This window comes from Mariniblastus fucicola, from assembly GCF_008087665.1.
Classification (GTDB): Bacteria; Planctomycetota; Planctomycetia; order Pirellulales; family Pirellulaceae; genus Mariniblastus; species Mariniblastus fucicola.
Genome location: NZ_CP042912.1, coordinates 704,426 through 723,084, shown reverse-complemented (window position 1 = coordinate 723,084; position 18,659 = coordinate 704,426). Strand labels below are relative to the sequence as shown.

The following is an 18,659-nucleotide window of genomic DNA, read 5'->3' as shown; positions in this document are numbered from 1 at the left end:
ACGCGTCCCAACTGGCGGCAAAATCTTGGCGAACCGTCCAGCTTCTATTGCGTAAGCTTTCCGATCTCTGTACGGTCGCGCGGTATTTTTACGGTTTTTTGCTATCAGGATGGATCCATGGCTTCGCCAAAAGTCTGCAAACTGACTCCTCACAATTTTGGTTTTGCCTGTCTGATTGCCGCGAGCCTGTTTGCTTCATCAAGCAGCGGCCAGTCCGTCGAACCCACACCGGATCCGTACTTCAAGCCGACGGCTAAAAAGCCTGACTTCCAGAATAGCTACGTCCCTCCGACATTTTCACCGGGCTCGATCGGAAAGCGACTTCCGCAGAAAATCGGATCGCCATCGAGCAGCCTTTCTGTTCCGTGGAGTCACGAGCGATCGATCGTCCGCGATCAGGCATCGGACGACAACGGCTTCAAGCCAAAATCTGGGGTCGTTGATCCACCTGGAAAAATTCAATTGGTGTCGGGAACCGAACCCGTTGCAAAACAGGAAGGCATTCGCGTTGCGGAGTTACCAACAAAAAAGAAAATTGAACCTCTAAAGACTTTCGAGCCAGGCCGCGTGGTTGCGATTGTTGGTGGAGAGCCGATCTTTGTTGGCGACATGCTGTTTGAAGTCAACCAGATCATCGAATCCAAGATCCCTCAGGCTCCCGAATCGGCAAAGCAGGTGCAGCGGCAAAAACTGCTGACGATGCTAACGAAAAAGTTCGTCGACCAGAAAATGCTGTTCGTTGACGCGATGGGAAAATTACCGGCGGAAGCCAACATCGACGACCTCGTGAAACAGGCATCGAATGTTTTCAACGAACAGGTGTTGCCACAAATGATGGAAAGCAGCGGTGTTAAAAACATTTCCGAGTTTGATGGAAACTTGCGAGCACAAGGTTCTTCACTTCGTCAGGTGCGAACGGCGTGGGCGAAAGATCAGCTGGCGCGTCAGTTTGTGCAACAGGACATGAAGGTCGACCAAACGGTGACTCATCAGGAAATGCTTGATGACTACCTCGCGAACAAGGAAAAGTACGCTGTGCGAGCTCGTTCCAAATGGGAACAGGTGATGGTTCGTTTCGACAAACACGAATCACGGACGGCAGCCAAGCGAAAGATTGCTGAACTCGGCAACCAGATTATCTACGGAGCCAGCTTTTCCGAGATTGCAAAAAAACACTCCGACGGATTCCGAGCATCCAAAGGCGGGCAGCACGACTGGACCGGTAAAGGGGCTCTGGTTCTGAAAGAGATCGACGCCGCCATCTTCGAGCTGCCGATCGGCGAGCTTAGCGACATTATCGAAAGCCGCGACGGATATCACATCGTCCGCGTTCTCGAACGTACCGACGCGACGCACACGCCGTTTACCGAGGCGCAGATTGAAATTCAAAAGCGGATCAAGAACGACAAAATCAACGCTGCTTTCGAAAAGCATTTGGAACGAGTTCGCGAGCGAATTCCAGTTGAATATTTCCCGCTGGACTAGAACACAAACGGACAGAGCGATCCGTTGGCGTTGGTAAAGTTCCTTCAGGCGGAGATAGCATCCCCTTCGATTGGATGCAGCGTTTCAGGCTGGGTTTGAAGGGGTCAGGCGAAACGAGGCTGATGATTTCATGTTCGCCTTGACCAAGGCCAAGCGCTCAGCAACAAGCGCTCAGCAACAAACGCTCCAGCAACAACGCTCACGGTCCAGCCGGATATCGCGAAGGATGAATCGTGCTTTCTCTGTCTGGTTCAGCTACTGGCTCGCGATTTGTATCACGCTGCGCCCAACGCAAAAAGGGCCTCTGCCGAAACAGAGGCCCTCGAAACCACACGGTTACAATTCGGTTGGTTCGCGATATTTTGCGATGACTTCAGAGCCTTCCGCATTCGCAGACGCTCCGTAGCCTGTGTCTAGCTTTCGAAAGAAACAAGCTCTTCGCCAGAATCATCTTGCTGCTCAGCTTTCTTCGCATCCTGCTGGTCGAAGAAAACGTCCATCTCTTCCAACACGTCAGTGTCTGCGATTGAAGAATCGCCGCTGACTGGAATCTGACCGTAGTGACTTGGCATCATGCTCATCATTTCCTGCTCTGTCTCCAGGCGGGCACTGATGTCTTCGATCATGCCGCGAGTACGAGCCAGTTGGCTGTTGTCGAACTGATCCAGTTTGCTGGCAGTTTTAACAACTTCGTTCATGCGGTTCTGAGCCGTCAGGTGCTCGATCTGCAGAGCCAGTTCGGTTTTCTGCGAACGTGCTTCAGCAAGTCGTTCCATTGCGGCGTTGAGCGCTTTCTCGCGAAGCTCCAGAACTTTCTGGTCCTTCTCAAGCGTTGCCGTGGCCGTTTTGTGGATCGACAATCGAGTCCGCAACTCTTCCTTGACTCGCGTCGTCGTGTAAGCCTTTGAGTTAGCCGCGACGTAGAACTCATCGCCCGAATCGACATGCGAACGCAACGTCATCATCTCGCGACGGCTTTTTTCGAGCGACTCTTGCTGCCGCTCAAGAGAAGACTCAAGCTTCTTGATCGAAACTTTCTCTTTGGCGATCTGCAGGTTCATGTCATCAATTTCCGGACCGATGTTTTCAAGCTGCTTTTTCGCAGCATCGATCTGGAAAGAAATTGGCACTTGTTGCTCGATCGAGCGACTGGCCTTGTCATAAGCTGTTTGTGCGTAAGGAATCAGTTTGCCGCCGAACAACAATCCGGCAATCAACATCAAACCCGTAGCACCAAGGATACATTTTTTCATTCTTTTTAGCTCCGCTTGTAAACCGATGGGTACCGTGCGACGTTGACCCGCAAGGCTCACTTTGGCCTCGCATCTCGGGAACGAATCGCGTCTGGTGAGTAATTCGCCGCGGGCTTTTGGATCTTTGGAAAAAACAGGAAAGATTTGGTTCAGGCCAGTAAAAGCGGCAAATCACGGCAAACGAGGGCCTCAGAAACCCGATTCTGCCTCGCGAATCGAGAAAACAGCTGAAATCTGGCTCTCGCGATAGCTTCGAAGCCCAATGCCGACACGAGCGACCCATCGGGCCTGTATCCTCAAAGCTTTGCCAAGCTGCTCAACCTCGCTCAAGGCGATCAAGATGACTTTACATGTACACCTAGAGGTGCAGTTTCTTTCCATGTGCGCAGCGTATTGGCTTTCGTTTTCTGAATCGGACAATTAGATTTGTGCGAAGCAATCACTCCACATAGGGCTTTTCATGTCAGACGGAAACGAAACTACGGACCAGTTCGATCCTTACAAACCGGGTGTCAGCACAGGCACTCCCAAGGTCAAAGATATCGATAAGGGAACTGGCATTGTTCCCAAGAAGTATCTGCTTCCATTCATTCTGACGACATGCTGCTTTTCCCTGTGGGGATTTGCCAACGACTTTACCAACCCACTGGTAAAAGTGTTCGAGCAAGTCTTCATCATTACGACTTCGCAAGCGTCGTGGTTGCAGTTCGCGTTTTACACCGGCTACTTTTGCATGGCACTTCCGGCCGCGTTCTTCATTCGGAAGTTCACCTACAAAGGCGCCATCATGGTCGGCTTTTTGTTTTACGCGATTGGCGCCTTGTTGGCGATTCCGGCCAGCATGACTGCCACGTTCGGCTTGTTCCTGCTCGGGTCCTATGTACTGACCTACGGCTTGGCGTTTTTGGAAACGGCTTGCAATCCGTACATCCTGTCGATGGGCCCTAAAGAGACCGCGACGCAACGTTTGAACCTCGCGCAGGCTTTCAATCCAATTGGCTCGTTGATCGGAATGTTTGTCGCCAGTCAGCTGCTGGCCCCCAATCTCCTGGTAACCGATTTTCAGAAAGACATCAAGGAAGGCAACCCGGAAGTTGTCAAGTATCTGATTCAAGACGAAGCCAACTTGCCGCCGGGCGCGACTCTCGCCGACGATGGAAAATCCTTTGTCCTAAAAGACGACCTGAACACAGAAGTCAATTTGTACTCCGAAGGTTTGCCTGACTATGACACCGAGGTCGGCGCTCTTGGTGCGGCTACCACCAACGCGATGAAAGTGTTTCGCGAAACCGAGCCTGAAGCGTTTGCAGAGTTTCAACAGGCGGACCTTGGATACGTTAGAACTCCTTACGTTGTTGTCGCCGGCGTCGTGTTGGCGTTCCTCGGAATTTTCGCGTTCAGCAAAATGCCTGTTTTCAAGTCCGAACAGGCAGACGCGCCGTTCCTCGAAATCACCGCACGAATCTTTGCACAGCCCCGCTTCTTCGGCGGTGTGATCGCGCAATTGTTTTATGTCGGAGCGCAGATCATGTGCTGGACTTTCGTCGTGCACTATGGCATGGAGTATGTCGGCCTGACGCTGGCGGAAGCCCAGAGCTACAACATCGTCGCGATGGTCATTTTCCTGCTCAGTCGTTGGATCTGCACGTTCCTGCTTCGCATTTTTAGTCCCGGACGCATGTTGTGTGGATTCGCGATCGGTGGAATCGTCTTTACGTTGGGCGCAATCTACCTGCCAGGGTACACCGGTTTGATGTCGCTGGTCATGATTTCAGCCTGCATGTCGCTGATGTTCCCAACGATTTACGGCATCGCACTGAACGGCATGGAAGAAGAGGAAGCCAAACTCGGGTCGGCCTATCTGATCATGTCCATTGTCGGAGGAGCCGTTCTGACGAAACTGCAGGGCGGAATGATCGACGACTACGGCGTCCGATTTTCATTCTGGTTGCCGTTAGCCTGCTTTGTCGTGATCGCAATCTACGGCTTTCTTACCTTCGCTGTATTCGAGCCTCGGGCTGCCCGCGAGTCGGCGTCTGCCTAGAAGTATAGCCTCAGCCAGCAAGCTTCGCTTGCTGTTCGCTGTCCCCACTTCTGACGGGACGGTGAACGGAGGGCTGACGAGATTGCGTTTTCGTGACAGCAGTCTCGCTATTGTGGCGCGCCGAAAACTCTGCTCAGTTTTGTCGGCGTCATTTTTGTTTGCGTTCGGCGTTCGGATCACGGACAATTCCGGCTGAACCGTTTTGCCACATCCCTTCAAAGGCGCTTGCCATGAACTTCGATTTTTCATCCGCTACGAAACTGAAACTGATCTTCTCGCTACTCGTCGCACTGACATTCTCTTTGGATGCTGTTGCCCAGATGCCGACCCCGGGACCGGAAACGGAGGTACTGAGGAAAGAAGTCGGTGAGTGGACTTGCGAGATTAAAGCCTGGTCAGGACCGGGTGCAGAACCTGTGATCACCAAAGGCTCTGAGTCGACCCGCATGTTTGGCGATTTCTGGACGATCACCAACTTCGAAGGCAACATGATGGGATTCCCATTCAAAGGCCACGGCACCTACGGCTACGACACGCGAAAGAAAAAGTACGTCGGCACGTGGATCGATTCACTGGGACCCTACATGATGCACACCGAAGGCACGTACGACAAAGAAACTGAAACGCTAACGATGGTCGGCGACAGCCCGGGACCGGACGGCGTCACAATTTTCACGTACACCACAACGGCCAACTACAAAGACGGCAAACGAATCATGACGATGCACATGCAGCCAAAAGGTTCTGGCGACGATCAGAAAATGAAGCTGTTTGTGATGACGTACAAGAAGAAAGAAAAGGCAGCCGAGGAATCGAAATAGCCTGCCGATCCTTGGGAATCTCAACTCTATCACACGGCAACCCTGTCGTTTTACGCCATGAAAACGCTTTTCTATTCCTCGCTTTTTCTCGCCGCCATTTTCACCTGCTCGGCTTCCGCACAGGAAGACGACGCGAAGGTTGAGAATAGAATTCTGGCGTTGGCGCAAGCCTACGTGGATGCTGAAGTCGTCAATTCGGTCGCGATTGGCGTGATCGATGGTGACGCGAGCTTTACGATCGGCGCGGGCCAGTTGAGCAAAGATGATCCGCAAGCTCCCAACGGAGACACCGTCTACGAGATTGGCTCGATCAGCAAAGTCTTCACCGGAATCCTGTTGGCCGACGCGATTGAACGGGGACTGGTGACTGCCGACCAGGCGGCCGGCGACCTGTTGCCCGAAGGCGTCACGATGCCAGTCTCGAAGAAGAATCCCGACCGGCAGATTACCTTAATGCAACTGTCGACTCACGTTTCGGGATTGCCAAGACTGCCGAACAATCTGGAGGGAGTCAATTCTGCGAACCCTTACGTCGACTACACGGCGGAGAAGCTGTTTGAATTCCTCGACTCACATGAGCTTTCTCGCAAACCGGGGATCGCAGAAGAATATTCGAACCTCGGTACGGGGCTTTTGGGGGAACTGCTTTCACAACAGCAGAAAACCGGATACGAAGACCTGTTGAAGAAACGAATCAGCGGCCCACTAGGGATGACCAGCACTTCTCTGGCTCTCAACGAGGACCAGCGAAAGCGAATGGCACCTCCACATTCTGCCTCCGGCCAACCGTCTTCCACCTGGGAGTTTGACGCGTTGGCTGGCGCGGGCGGAATACGCAGCACCGTCAACGACATGCTGAAGTTCGCCAATGCGACGCTGAATCCACCTGACAGCGAAACCGGAAAAGCGATCGAATTGGCGTTCGCGCAGCAACGCAAACCGAAAGGCCTTGGTAGCCTGCCGATGGGGTTTGGCTGGATGATCAACCGAAGCGAAACCCGGTGGCACAACGGCGGTACCGGCGGCTATCACACGATGTTGTTCGTGAGCCGAAAGAAGAAACAGGCTGTCGTGGTGCTGTGCAATACCGCGACGCGCGAGGTCGACAAACTTGCGTCTGAAATTATGGCACTGCTTGGCGGACAGGACGTGAAACCGCGCGAGTTCCGCAAGTCAATCGATATGCCGACTGAGATTTGCCAACGTTACGTCGGTCGGTACCAACTGAACGGCCTGGTGAACATCGACGTTGCGTTCGCAAACAAAAACCAGACCGAGTTAACCGTTCAGTTGACGGGTCAGAACGCGTTTCCGATCTTTGCCGAAACGGAAACGCTTTGGTATCTGAAATTCGTGGATGCAGAAATCGAGTTCACCGTTGATGATGAAGGCAACTGCTCGGCGTTGACGCTAAATCAAAACGGAACCCGACAAACCGCGACGAAAAAGTAGTCCAACGGCTTCATCCGATCAAGCCAATCAGTTCCGTCCGATCAGGCCGGCAAACTACTTGCCGGACTCAAGTGCTGGAAAATCCAGCTCCTCAAGAGACTGCACACGGTTGGCAGGTGCCGGAGCCGGAGTCAGGATCGATGAAGGCTTGTTTGCATCACCGGCACCTTCGTAGATGGACTTCAATCCACTGCCCACAGATGGCTCATAGCGATCCGAGATTCGGCGACGTGTTGCCGTCGGCTTTGGCTCCAATGCTCGTGGCGCGATTTTGAGATCGTCAGAATCGATTTCCTCATCAGGGTCAGGCTGACCGTACTGAACCGTGATTTTCTCTGGCTTGTTGCCGCGACGGGAAACGGAAAACTCAACGCGATCTCCTCCACTCATGGCTTTGGCGATCGCCTCAAACTCTTCGATCACCTGAATCGGTGCTCCACCGATTTCTTCGATCACGTCGCCACGACGCAGACCAGCTTCGGCTGCATTTCCACGCTGGTCAATCTTGCTGATCACAAACGTCTCTCCAACCGGTTGCAACATCATGCCGAAACCTTTTGCACCTTCACGCTGTTTGTCGGAGACAGACAATCGGCTTGATGAACCGCCAGGAGATTCCAGTTTGATCTTGGGGTTCTTCTGGCCTTCCTTGCTGGCTGGCGTAGGTCGCTTTGCCAGAGTCGGAGTCTTTGCGTTCGCTTCTTTCTTGGCCCCGGATTTTTTCGTAGCCGGCGTCGGGGTTTTGGAGCTCTTTGATGCGCCGGACTTTTCTGGTTCGGACTCCGGGACGAATGGAAGCAGTGGCTTGCCGCCGTTGAGCCGCTCTCGCATCCGGCGGATAATCGGACCTTGTGCCGAAGCGTCTTCAGCCGGGACCGTGCCCAGAGCGAAAACCAAAGCAAACAGAACCAATACGGATTTCAGGCAAAATTTCATCACTCATCCTTGAGTTTCACGAACGTATGCGTGGACAATGCCACCATCATCCGGCCTGTCCTTGTGTCACAGGCCTCAGGACTACTCTTCGTCGTCAGTTTCACGTTTATTCAGAATCCGGGATTCCGTGGTCGAAGTCTTCGGAACAGGTAGATCGCGACTAATCGCGCTATTCGGCACGCCAATGTTAAGCTGAATCGACTGTAGTTATTGGCCGGCTGGACAGTTCACCAAATACCTGACCACGCAATCTTTTAACGATTCGAAATTGAACTAGAATCGTCGATTTAGCCAACCACACCTTCTCAATACAGCAGACGCTTGACCATGCAACTTAAATCACCTGAATCCTGTCAGTTCGATATCCTGTCTCTCGGCGAAGTCATGGTTCGGCTCGATCCTGGCGAAGGTCGGGTGCGGACTGCCCGACGCTTCGAAGTCTGGGAAGGCGGCGGCGAATACAACGTGGCTCGTGGCTTGCGACGTTGCTTCGGACAGCGGGCCGCACTTGTTTCGGCCTTTGCAGACAACGAAGTCGGACGCTTGCTCGAAAACCTGATTCTCACTGGCGGAGTCGACATGACTCACTGCAAATGGATGCCGTTTGATGGAGTCGGTCGAGCCTGTCGCAATGGTTTGAACTTTACGGAAAAAGGCTTTGGCGTCCGCGCGGCTCTGGGCACTTCGGATCGCGGCTACACCGCGGCGTCGCAACTCAAAGCCGGTGATATCGACTGGGATCACATCTTTGGCGAACTTGGCGTTCGCTGGTTCCACACGGGCGGAATCTACGCGGCACTGTCGGACACGACGCCTGGCGTGATCGCAGAAGCGCTTCAGTCAGCTCAGAAGCACGGTACGATCACTTCGTACGATTTGAATTTTCGCAGTTCGCTGTGGAAAGACTTCGGCGGCCAGGAAGAATGCCAGAAAGTCAATCGCGAACTGGCTCCCTATGTCGACGTGATGATCGGAAACGAAGAAGACTTTACGGCCTGTCTTGGACTGCACGTTGAAGGTCTGGGCGATCAGATGAAAGAGCTGCCGATCGAAGGCTATCGCAAGATGATCGATCAGGCGACCAGCCAGTTCCCGAACTTCAAGGCGATTGCCACAACACTGCGAACCGTTCGCACCGCGACCGTGAATGACTGGGGCGCGTTGTGCTGGCACGACGGCACGCTGTACGAGGCGACTCATCGTGAAAGACTTGAAATCTACGATCGCGTCGGCGGCGGCGACAGCTTTGCCAGCGGCTTGATCTACGGATTCATGAAGACCGGCGACGCCCAACAGGCCGTTCAGTACGGCGCAGCTCACGGTGCTCTCGCGATGACGACCGCCGGCGACACGACGATGGCGGTTGTGAGTGAAGTGGAAGCGTTGATGGCTGGCGACAGCGCCCGCGTGAAACGCTAGGATAGTTCTGACTGAGATTCGGCGGGAGCGACCAATTCCGCCCATTTTGTTTCCAGAGAGTCTTCAATGAAGCGGTACAAAGGACTGATTCGCGATACCTGGTGGGTGTGGCTGGTCTTCGTTGGCGGAGGAATTATCGGCGGAATCTTCTTGCCGATCTTCTTCTCGGCGATCCCGATCAGCGCGTTTGCGTTCATCTATTTCGGTTTGATGCGATACGATTCAGAAGGCGAACTGATTTCTGAAGATCGTTCCTGAGCGGAGCGAATTGCTGGCGACAGGGCGGCTAGCAAATTTGGATTTCCTGTTGAATCATGCCAAGAATGTTAAATTGCCGTCGAATTCTATTCAACGATCCGCCAGCCGGATATGATTTGAGACAGCAAGCGTCGCAACAACATGAATGCATCCAGCATGGAATCGAAGGAGTCAACTCATCCCACTGATGCGCGATCCCGATTCATGATCTGGGTCGACGGCGTTGGTGGTTACATGGTGTGTGCCGACACGGTCAATTCGATCGGACAGGCGACTCAACAGAACGAAGTCTCCATTCCGATTTCCGGAGACATTCATCAGGTCCACGCAAAAATTCAGTCTGCGGATTCGGGCCACTTGCTTCACCCAGTCGGCCCCGTTTTCGTTGATCAGCAATCAGTTCACGATCCCCAACTGCTGACTGACAATCGCACATTTGAGATGGGAGACTCGGTGTCGCTGCGATATTGCAAGCCACACCCATGGAGCACAACGGCGGTCATTCGTTTTGAGTCCCGCAATCGCACCTATCCCTGGTCTGACGCCGTACTGATCGCGGGCAACACGATCATCCTGGGACCGAATGCACAGTCGCACATTCGCTGCACACGTTGGGAGCATGAAGTGATTCTGCTGCGTCGAGACGGACAATGGTTCTGTCGCTCGTTCGCCGATTTCTCAATCGACGGAAGCCCCATCGAAATGGAAGGCGAATTGAACGCCAATTCCCGCGTCGAAGGAAGAGACTTTTCTTTCAGCCTTGAGCCTCTCGAAGCGTAAAAACGGCGAACCAGCAGCACTCAACCTCGAACTTCACGAATCTGCCCGTCGGCATTTAAAGCTTTTTGTCTTTTCTACGGTTTCCAAGTCACAGAGTTATGGTCGCGTCGTATCAGATTGCGGATCACACCGTAGCGGTTACGTTGCGGAGCAAATACGGCGCGCCTGTTTTCGCTAAATCACGTTCACCACTGCAGTGACCCCGCTAAACCGTCTCCACTCCCCATTTGATTTGGATTTACACGATGAAAAGTACAGTTTTGGCATTTGCATTTGCACTGATGTTTATGAGCACTCAGGCAGACGCACAGTTGGTCAATTTCGACCTCTTTGGGCAAGCCGGATCCGGTCTGCAGACTGGAAACGAAGTCGGCGGAGCATCTGGCTCTGGTTTTGGTGACGCCATTGGTCTGGTGCTGGATACATCCACCAATGAGTTGACCGTGAACGTTGCATGGGGTTCCGGGAACGGATTTGGCGACCTGACTGGTGACGCGACCGCGGCTCACCTGCACGGTCCAGCCGACATCAATAGCAACGGAGGTGTGTTGATCAATTTTTCCTCGATCCTCGACAACTCGGCGACTGACGGCGGGATCAATGGAGTTGTAACACTCAGTTCAGTTCAAGCTGACATCCTGCTTGATGGCGAAACGTACATCAATGTGCATACCGCCGACAACGCGGGTGGCGAGCTTCGTGGCAATCTGTTCGCCGCCGTTCCGGAACCGTCGAGTCTGGCGATCGCTGGCCTGATCGGCGCAGTGGGCTTTGTCCGCAGAAAGCGAAACTGAATTTCACGTCGCTAGACGGCGAAGAAGATTCAACGATAAAAAAGAACCGCATTGGTCAGTCTCCTGATCAATGCGGTTCTTTCGTTGGTTTGATCAAGCAGGAAGCTGATACTTTCTGCCTCAACTAGATACTGGTTCCATACCGTTGTCGGAAGGCGAGCAGGTCGAACACGTTGACGTTTCCATATCGAACCTAACTGGCCCCGTGTCAAATGCGATGTGGCTGTTGTAAGTGCTTGGCACGGAGTAGTCGCTAATTCCAATGGTCGTATCAGTTCGCGATTTTCGCTTCACTGCTCACTGCACTGAGCACCGTCGAGCGGCCAAGTCATTTTATGTGGCAAGTCCACCGGGCTGGATGATTGAAACGAAAAACTCATGGTGTTGTCAGATTCATCCGGTTCGGCGACTTGAACAAGGACGTCTGCAATCACCGTCACGCTTTGTAGGTTCCCGTCGGCATAACATCCAGTTCGTCACCATCCATAACCGTTGGCTGAAGCTTGCCCGGATGCCAATTCTTTCACCATGAACCGGAGGCCGTCTGCCGATCGCCTCGCCGTGTTCTCAATCGATTCATCACTTCACTCGTTAGAAAAAAACATACAGAGTTCGCAATATAGTAGGCGTAGTTCTGCGCTGAAAGCAAAACCTGTTGAGGTCGATTCAAATCGACGAATGAGCGCCTGAACGGCCGGACTTCAGGCGAAAATACGAGATACCGCAGCTCGGATCAGTCTCATTTAGCGTGCGTAGAGACGCAAGAAAGTACACCCGGCAGGATTCGAACCTGCAACCTCCGGTTCCGTAGACCGGCGTTCTATCCAGTTGAACTACGGGTGCATTTTTGTGCTTGAGAGCGTCAAAGTATATCGATAACGCGAGCCGCGTAAAGACGCTCGTTTGGCGTTTCGGGAAAGACTCCCAATTCCGTTGCTAGTTCGGCAAAATCAAGCCCGCGGTGTAGCCTTTCTTCCAGATTTTCATTTTCTGGCCGTATTTCCATACGGAAACCTCGGCAAAGGCGACAGCCGCGTGCCCCAATCGTTGACACCGCTTCGCCGTCGCAGCGAATCGGCTACTATTCGTCGTCTGTCGCGGAGACCTGACGAATATTGCCTTCTGACGAACTGCCACCCTGAGACGCCATAATTGCGGCAACATCGGCTCTGTTTTCCAAGCTCAAGAACTCCTGGGACTCGCCGGTTTCGACGATCAAACCTGCAATACGCCAGCCCGAATCGCCCCGACGCATCATCCACAAAAGCGACTGTTTTGAGCCGTCTTTCTCGACCACAGTGCAAGGCACCTGAGCAACTTTGGCGCGGCTCGTCGCGTAGGAAGCTTCGCCGACTTTAACCTTTGAACCGGGACCGCCGAGTGCTTCGAGTTCCAGTCCTGCGTCGACGGTGGCTTTGAAAGCCTGGCGAGTCAGCAGTTGCTCCGCGAGATTGCGTTCGTTTTTGGAAAGCAAAGCCAGGAACCGTTCGCATACAACCTTCGCAGTTGCATCGCTGCCCGGCAGCGTATCGGGTTGTGTGGCGACATCAGTTTCTGGAATCGCAGATTCACGTGTTTGGGAAACAGTATCTTCGCTCTCACCGCTTTCCGTCGTTGCAGCGGGTTCCGAACAGCCAATAAAAGCCGTCGTCAATATAAGAGCTAACAGGATGGTTGTGATTTGCCTGAACATAGTCTTCCTTCCATGGAAGTTGATCACGAGAGTATTGAGTTCACGATTTCGAATCAGCGGGAATTCTTACCGCTGGAAAAATTTTGGTCAATCTCAATGTTGATGACATTGAAGATGGCTCCCTTCTCTGTTTCAGCTTTACCGCAGAAAGGTAGTTTAGTCCAAGATGCCTTGACCCAATATCTTCGGAACTGTAACTAGAAACAAAACCGACCGTTGTCGCTTTTCGGAGCCCCAATCTTGAGCCAAAACAAAAAGATGGTTCAAAAAATCCTGCTATCACTTTTTGCTTGCACTTTTTTGTTTGTGGGCAAAGCGTACTCGCAGCGTGCGCGCTTCGAAGGAACCGGAATCGATGACTTTTTCTCGTTGCAAACGCAGCCGCAACCAGCCACGCTTCCTCCGCCGCCGCAACAGCTGAATTTCCCTGGATTGGCCGCAACTTCGCCGACCGCGTTCCCACAAGGCGGCGTTTCCCTTGGACAGCCCACTTTCCAACCGCCAACGTTCAGCCAACCGACTGCGATTCAGACGGCTCCCCAGTTTGGAACGCCGTCGCTGCCAGGCTTCGACCCGTTTTCATCTGGCAATCAGCCATTTCCGGTTTTTCCCACCGTTCAACAGCCAGCGTTCATTGGCAACGGCAACCCGAATTTTCAATTGCCGCAGAACTTGCAGCCACCCAACATTCAACCCCAGGTCTTCCAGCCGCAGGTTGCTCCGGTATCACCTCCGCCTGTTCAATCGTTTCGTGACGTGACGGGGAATCAGCCGGCTTTCAATTACAACTTGCCGCAAGGCCAGGGCTACCTTCCACAGAACCAGTGGCCCTATCAGGGCACCGGGACTGACTGGCTTCCATCGATCGACTGGACCTGGGCGAACCAGGCCTGGTCAAACTTTCGCAACAACTTCTTGCCACGCGTTCTCGAAAGACCTCGTGCCCGTCAAACATGGATTTACGGGAGCGGAGGGAACAGCTCAATCGGAAACGAGCTTGGCATCAACGATCTGGAAGTCGCGACGACAGCAACGTGGCCAAGGTTCTTTGGCGGTCCGCAACCGCTGCGGATTTCCCCGGGTTTCGCGGCTCACTGGTGGCACGGCCCGGACACGGTCGAAACCGGAGTCGACCTACCGCCTCGCGCGTACAGCGCGTATCTGGCCTTCGATCACACCACCGATCCGGCTCGCGGGTTTGGATTTGACAACAATTTTACGATTGGCGTGTACAGCGATTTTGACAACTTGTCTTCGGACTCACTTCGCATGACTGGTCGGCTGGTCGGTTGGCGTCGAATCAACGAGTACATGGTCGGCAAGATCGGTGTCGAGTACCTCGATCGAATTCGATTGAAGATGCTTCCGGTTTTCGGGATCTACGCCAACCCAAATCCTGACATGAAGATCGACCTGACGTTCCCGCGTAGCAAGGTCTCACATCGCATCCCGAATTTCAACAACTTTGAAGGCTGGGCGTACGTCGGCGCCGAATATGGCGGAGGCAGCTGGGCAATCGATCGTGCTGCGGGATTCGAAGATCAGGTCGACATCAACGATGTCCGCGCATTTATGGGGCTGGAGTGGATGGGACCGCGGCGCGTCACCGGTTTCTTTGACGTAGGATACGTGTTTGAGCGCGAACTGGTTTATCGCACGGCTCCGCTGGCTGATATCCCGATCCAGGATTCGTTCATGATCCGGTCTGGAATCGCGTTCTAGGCCCAGTTTTGAACTTGGCGAAACCTTGCCGGCCCGAATGGTGTACAGCCAAAGTGCATCGCTTTGCAACCGTTGCCATGTCGCGTGATCCAACTATAAAGGGGTAACCTCCTTGCCCACTCTCCAGGTGATTTTTTGAAATTCCCGATCAAAACCACCATTGCGCTCGCCGTTCTTGGCGCGATCGGCTACTTCGCCTACGGCCCGATTGCGAAAAAAATCGAGGAGAGCAACAAGCCTCGCTGGCGTACCGTCAAAACCAACGTCGGCACCTTGAAGCAGCAAGTCAGCGCGACCGGTACGGTTCGGCCGGTCAAGAAAGTCCAAATTGGCTCGTTCGTTTCCGGTCCTATCGTGGACTTGTTCGTTGAGTTCAATCAGGAAGTCAAACAGAACGAGGTTCTTGCCCGAATCGACCCGAAACTTTTCGCAGCCAATGTGGCTCGCGACAAAGCGACTCTGGCGACCGCGATGGCTGACGTGCAGCGCGTCAAGGCGCTTCTGCAGCAAGCTCGAAACGACGAGCGTCGCGCGATGAAACTGAGAGAGAAGAACAAGGACTTCATCGCACAGTCGGAACTCGACCGCGTTCGCTTCAGTCGATTGTCCCAGGAAGCACAACTGGTCATCGCCGAGGCTGCGGTAGAACGATCCAAGGCTACGCTTACGAACTCCCAGACGAATCTGGATTATTGTGAGATTCGTTCGCCGGAAGACGGCATGATTATCGACCGGAAAGTCGAACCTGGCCAAACTCTCGCGGCCCAATTTCAGACCCCGGAACTGTTTGTGGTCGGCGTTGGGATGCGCGAGAAAATGCACATCTTTGCTGACGTTGACGAATCGGAAATCGGGCTGATCCGTGAAGCTGCGGACTCCGAACAACCGGTTACTTTTACCGTGACGGCCTATCCGGATTCGGAGTTTGAAGGTTTTATCGAGGAAGTTCGATTTAGCTCTGCCGAGCTTCAGAACGTTGTCACCTATCCGGTTGTTGTTGGATGCCCCAACCCGGATTTGAAGTTGCTACCTGGAATGACTGCTGATCTTTCGTTCCAGATTCGCAAACGCGAGAACGTCGTCAAGATCCCCAAAGGCGCGATTCGATTCTTCCCGACAAACAAGGAACATGTTCGCGAACAGGATCAGCACCTTCTCGACATTGGCAAATCTGACTCCGATGAAGAGGCTGACGAAGGGGGCGACGAAAATGTCGACGACGAATCCAACGAGAGCCCTGACAAAGACGATTCCGATTCCGCAAATTCGAATTCTGACGCCGACGACTCAAACGAGGATCAGCTTTCGACCGAACTGGCGGATGACGAATCGACGAACGGAAAAAAGAAAGACAAGAAGATCCGCCACGTGTGGGTCGTGGAAGGCGAACGACTCAAGGCCATCGAGGTCAAAGTCGGCATCAGCGACAGTCGGTTTTGGGAATTGGTCTCTGGTGATGTTGAAAAAGGCATGGAACTGGTGATCGGTCAGAAAGCTCGAGGCGAAGAGTAGCATGGGACCCCTTAAAACGCTGGCCATCGCCACCAAGGCACTCGCCAAGAACAAAATGCGAGCGGCACTAACGGTACTTGGCGTGGTGATCGGAATCGCCGCGGTGACCACAATGGTTTCGATCGGACAGAGCGCAAGTGCGCTCGTTCAGGGCGAGCTGGAAAGTTTCGGCACCAATGTGATGATCATCTTCCCGGGCGAAAGCAAAAAGGGTGGCGTTCGTTCCGGCCGAGTCAACACGCTGACTTCCGATGATGCTCGGGCCATTTCCGACGAGTGCAGTTTGATCCAGGCCTCGTCTCCGCTGGTCGGAACCGGTGGCCAGGTCGTCTACGGAAATCTGAACATCAGCCCCAACGAAATGTTCGGCGTCGGACCGGACTATCTGAAAGTCCGTAACTGGCCCGTTGAATACGGTTCATTTTTTGACCAGTCACAAATCGACAAAGCAGACAAAGTTTGCGTCATTGGACACACGTTGGTCAACAAGCTGTTTCAAACGTCGGATCCGCTGGACCAAACCGTGCGTATCAACAACAAGCCTTTCCGCGTTGTCGGCATTCTGGAGAAGAAAGGCGCCAACATGATGGGCGAAGACCAGGACAGCGTGATTCTGATGCCATACACTTCGGTGCGCCGAACTCTTAATGGATCCAGCTTTGACGACGTGCATGTTGTTTTCGCGTCCGCAAAATCGAGTGCTCAAGTCGAAGCCGCCAAAGCCGAGGTAACTCAACTGTTGCTCGATCGTCACAGCATTGACAAAGAAGTCGACGCAGACTTCGATATCAAGACGACCAATGAAATCGCAGACATGCTGGGCATGATCACGGGAACGATGACTCTCATGCTGGCTTCGATTGCCGGCATTTCGCTGCTCGTCGGAGGCGTTGGCATCATGAACATCATGCTGGTCTCGGTTACCGAGCGGACTCGCGAAATTGGAATCCGCATGGCGGTGGGCGCACGTTCTCGCGACATTCTGATGCAGTTTCTGGTGGAATCGATCCTGCTTTCCTGTGTGGGCGGCCTGATCGGATTCGCACTTGGCATTAGCGCCTCGATCGGGATTACAACGCTGATCAACTCGTTTTCGACGGGAACGGACTGGCCGATCATCGTTTCGATTCCCGCTGCCATCGTCGCGTTTCTGTTCGCAGCAGCCGTCGGCGCATTCTTCGGATTCTATCCGGCACGCCGCGCGAGCAAACTGGACCCTATCGATGCGTTGCGATACGAATAGCGATGTCCCGACCGTCGCAGGTCGCAGGGCTAAATCTTCGCATCCAGATTGTTGAACTTGCCTATTCGCAGCAATTCGCTGATCAGCTTTGCAGGCGTCTGAACACGATCGGCAGGATCTTTTTCGATCAATGTCATGATCAAATCCTGAAACAGATCGTTCACCGAAAGCTGGTAGTTCTTTGGTGGATCGGGCTTTTCATCGCGAACGTTTTTGATGATGTCGACCATTGAAGTTCCGCTGACTGGCGGACGTCCGGTGAGCAGAGCGTAGCAGGTCGCTCCCAATCCGTACAAATCGCTTCGCGTGTCGATTTCGGCATCGCCACGAGTTCGTTCCGGAGCCAGATAGGAAAGCTCACCGAGAATTTGACCGGGCGACGTAACGTCCTGCGCCAGTGTGCCTTCGAGTGCTTTGGCGAGCATAAAATCGCCAAGCAAACAGGCTTTGTCGCTGGAGCGTCTGAGGATGTTCTTGGGCGTCACATTTCGGTGCACGATCTTGTTTTCGTAGCCCGTATTGAGAGCGTGAGCGACATCCACTGCGACTCGCCAGACTTCTTTCCAGTCCAACATTCCCTCGATGCCGATGCGTTGAATCAAGTCCGCGAGATTGTCTCCGTCAACGTATTCCATCGCTGCCCAACAATATGGACCGTTCTTGCCAGCGTTGTACAGCCGGAGAATCCGGGGGCTGCGAATCGGCAACATGGTCTTCATCGCTCGAACAAAACGCTGCCGTTGCTCGTCAGACGAAGTGAAGGTTGGCGAGAGCACCTTTACCGCTGCGATGCGATTGTTTTCTTCGTCGGTTGCCTTGAAGACAACGCCCGAGGCGCCCTGTCCAATCACGTTTTGCAGCAGATAGGGACCAAGTTTTTCGCCGACCATTTGCGGCAGCGGCTTTTCTTCGACTTGCGGAGCCGAACTGGCCATTGTCGGTTCACCTACGACCGAAACTCGCATCCGGGTATCGCCGACCTGGATGACTGCTCCCACCGAAACGTTCGCGGTTTCAACTTTCGAACCATCAACGAACAAACCGGATCGACTGCCACGATCGGCAACCAGCAGGCCGTCTCCCTGATTGGAAGCTTCGAAATGCGTTCGCGAAACGGCGGGATCATTGACCCGAATGTCGGCTTTGTCGCCGCGCCCGAGAACGAGGGTCTTACCCGCAGGGAGTTCGTATGTTTGCCCTTGGTCGGGGCCTGCGATGACGGTGAGGCTGAGTTTCATTAGCTGTCG

Annotated in this window: 15 protein-coding genes and 1 tRNA gene; 11 read left to right on the top strand and 5 right to left on the bottom strand. The window is 53.6% G+C overall.

Annotated features, from left to right (window positions below):
• The first annotated feature begins 117 nt into the window (after positions 1–117).
• Positions 118–1,485 carry a peptidylprolyl isomerase gene (locus tag MFFC18_RS02640; RefSeq protein ID WP_075084694.1) on the top strand — a complete coding sequence of 456 codons (1,368 nt, stop codon included), beginning with the start codon at positions 118–120 and terminating at the stop codon, positions 1,483–1,485.
• A 413-nt stretch (positions 1,486–1,898) separates the two neighbouring features.
• On the opposite strand, the gene MFFC18_RS02635 is transcribed toward MFFC18_RS02640, so the two are convergent.
• Positions 1,899–2,738 carry a coiled-coil domain-containing protein gene (locus tag MFFC18_RS02635; RefSeq protein ID WP_075084696.1) on the bottom strand — a complete coding sequence of 280 codons (840 nt, stop codon included), beginning with the start codon at positions 2,736–2,738 and terminating at the stop codon, positions 1,899–1,901.
• Between the two features lie 460 nt (positions 2,739–3,198).
• On the opposite strand from MFFC18_RS02635, the gene MFFC18_RS02630 reads away from it, so the two are divergent.
• The 3 genes from MFFC18_RS02630 to MFFC18_RS02620 all read left to right on the top strand — a co-directional run bounded on the left by MFFC18_RS02630 (position 3,199) and on the right by MFFC18_RS02620 (position 7,055).
• Entirely contained in the window at positions 3,199–4,782 is a 1,584-nt protein-coding gene (locus MFFC18_RS02630; protein WP_075084697.1) for a sugar MFS transporter, read from the top strand.
• A 230-nt stretch (positions 4,783–5,012) separates the two neighbouring features.
• Complete coding sequence (locus MFFC18_RS02625) at positions 5,013–5,603, top strand: DUF1579 domain-containing protein (protein WP_075084698.1); 591 nt, start codon at positions 5,013–5,015, stop codon at positions 5,601–5,603.
• Positions 5,604–5,660: 57 nt separating this feature from the next.
• On the top strand, positions 5,661–7,055 hold the full coding sequence (locus MFFC18_RS02620; protein WP_075084699.1) for a serine hydrolase: 1,395 nt from the start codon (positions 5,661–5,663) through the stop codon (positions 7,053–7,055).
• Positions 7,056–7,109: 54 nt separating this feature from the next.
• Here MFFC18_RS02620 and MFFC18_RS02615 read toward each other — a convergent pair whose 3' ends face one another.
• On the bottom strand, positions 7,110–7,991 hold the full coding sequence (locus MFFC18_RS02615) for a PDZ domain-containing protein (protein ID WP_075084700.1): 882 nt from the start codon (positions 7,989–7,991) through the stop codon (positions 7,110–7,112).
• 327 nt (positions 7,992–8,318) lie between these two features.
• On the opposite strand from MFFC18_RS02615, the gene MFFC18_RS02610 reads away from it, so the two are divergent.
• From MFFC18_RS02610 to MFFC18_RS02595, 4 genes are all read left to right on the top strand, one after another.
• Positions 8,319–9,410 (top strand): sugar kinase, encoded by a 1,092-nt coding sequence (locus MFFC18_RS02610; RefSeq protein WP_075084922.1) that lies wholly within the window; start codon positions 8,319–8,321, stop codon positions 9,408–9,410.
• A 66-nt stretch (positions 9,411–9,476) separates the two neighbouring features.
• A complete protein-coding gene (locus MFFC18_RS02605; RefSeq protein WP_075084701.1) occupies positions 9,477–9,668 on the top strand; it encodes a hypothetical protein in 192 nt (63 codons plus the stop codon).
• A gap of 141 nt (positions 9,669–9,809) precedes the next feature.
• Positions 9,810–10,448 carry a hypothetical protein gene (locus MFFC18_RS02600; protein WP_075084702.1) on the top strand — a complete coding sequence of 213 codons (639 nt, stop codon included), beginning with the start codon at positions 9,810–9,812 and terminating at the stop codon, positions 10,446–10,448.
• 245 nt (positions 10,449–10,693) lie between these two features.
• Positions 10,694–11,242, top strand: a complete 549-nt coding sequence (locus MFFC18_RS02595) for a CHRD domain-containing protein (RefSeq protein WP_075084703.1) — start codon at positions 10,694–10,696, stop codon at positions 11,240–11,242.
• Between the two features lie 769 nt (positions 11,243–12,011).
• Here MFFC18_RS02595 and MFFC18_RS02590 read toward each other — a convergent pair.
• A tRNA-Arg gene (locus MFFC18_RS02590) sits at positions 12,012–12,085 on the bottom strand.
• 238 nt (positions 12,086–12,323) lie between these two features.
• The gene (locus tag MFFC18_RS02585) at positions 12,324–12,935 is read right to left on the bottom strand and encodes an ABC transporter substrate-binding protein (RefSeq protein ID WP_148618601.1); all 612 of its coding nucleotides are present in this window, start codon (positions 12,933–12,935) and stop codon (positions 12,324–12,326) included.
• A 240-nt stretch (positions 12,936–13,175) separates the two neighbouring features.
• Here MFFC18_RS02585 and MFFC18_RS02580 point away from each other — a divergent pair, with 240 nt between their 5' ends.
• From MFFC18_RS02580 to MFFC18_RS02570, 3 genes are all read left to right on the top strand, one after another.
• Positions 13,176–14,657: a hypothetical protein gene (locus MFFC18_RS02580; RefSeq protein ID WP_148618600.1), complete on the top strand. Its 1,482-nt coding sequence runs from the start codon at positions 13,176–13,178 to the stop codon at positions 14,655–14,657.
• Positions 14,658–14,792: 135 nt separating this feature from the next.
• Positions 14,793–16,169: an efflux RND transporter periplasmic adaptor subunit gene (locus MFFC18_RS02575; RefSeq protein ID WP_075084707.1), complete on the top strand. Its 1,377-nt coding sequence runs from the start codon at positions 14,793–14,795 to the stop codon at positions 16,167–16,169.
• Position 16,170: 1 nt separating this feature from the next.
• Positions 16,171–17,412: an ABC transporter permease gene (locus MFFC18_RS02570; protein ID WP_075084708.1), complete on the top strand. Its 1,242-nt coding sequence runs from the start codon at positions 16,171–16,173 to the stop codon at positions 17,410–17,412.
• A 29-nt stretch (positions 17,413–17,441) separates the two neighbouring features.
• On the opposite strand, the gene MFFC18_RS02565 is transcribed toward MFFC18_RS02570, so the two are convergent.
• Positions 17,442–18,650 (bottom strand): FHA domain-containing serine/threonine-protein kinase, encoded by a 1,209-nt coding sequence (locus MFFC18_RS02565; protein WP_075084709.1) that lies wholly within the window; start codon positions 18,648–18,650, stop codon positions 17,442–17,444.
• Positions 18,651–18,659: the final 9 nt, after the last annotated feature.

Bases quoted from the DNA above. Each gene is read 5' to 3' on its own strand.
- MFFC18_RS02635 (WP_075084696.1), bottom strand. From the start codon at position 2,738: ATGAAAAAATGTATCCTTGGTGCTACGGGTTTGATGTTGATTGCCGGA.
- MFFC18_RS02630 (WP_075084697.1), top strand. From the start codon at position 3,199: ATGTCAGACGGAAACGAAACTACGGACCAGTTCGATCCTTACAAACCG.
- MFFC18_RS02605 (WP_075084701.1), top strand. From the start codon at position 9,477: ATGAAGCGGTACAAAGGACTGATTCGCGATACCTGGTGGGTGTGGCTG.
- MFFC18_RS02600 (WP_075084702.1), top strand. From the start codon at position 9,810: ATGAATGCATCCAGCATGGAATCGAAGGAGTCAACTCATCCCACTGAT.
- MFFC18_RS02565 (WP_075084709.1), bottom strand. From the start codon at position 18,650: ATGAAACTCAGCCTCACCGTCATCGCAGGCCCCGACCAAGGGCAAACA.
- MFFC18_RS02640 (WP_075084694.1), top strand. From the start codon at position 118: ATGGCTTCGCCAAAAGTCTGCAAACTGACTCCTCACAATTTTGGTTTT.
- MFFC18_RS02595 (WP_075084703.1), top strand. From the start codon at position 10,694: ATGAAAAGTACAGTTTTGGCATTTGCATTTGCACTGATGTTTATGAGC.
- MFFC18_RS02570 (WP_075084708.1), top strand. From the start codon at position 16,171: ATGGGACCCCTTAAAACGCTGGCCATCGCCACCAAGGCACTCGCCAAG.
- MFFC18_RS02585 (WP_148618601.1), bottom strand. From the start codon at position 12,935: ATGTTCAGGCAAATCACAACCATCCTGTTAGCTCTTATATTGACGACG.
- MFFC18_RS02620 (WP_075084699.1), top strand. From the start codon at position 5,661: ATGAAAACGCTTTTCTATTCCTCGCTTTTTCTCGCCGCCATTTTCACC.
- MFFC18_RS02615 (WP_075084700.1), bottom strand. From the start codon at position 7,991: ATGAAATTTTGCCTGAAATCCGTATTGGTTCTGTTTGCTTTGGTTTTC.
- MFFC18_RS02625 (WP_075084698.1), top strand. From the start codon at position 5,013: ATGAACTTCGATTTTTCATCCGCTACGAAACTGAAACTGATCTTCTCG.
- MFFC18_RS02610 (WP_075084922.1), top strand. From the start codon at position 8,319: ATGCAACTTAAATCACCTGAATCCTGTCAGTTCGATATCCTGTCTCTC.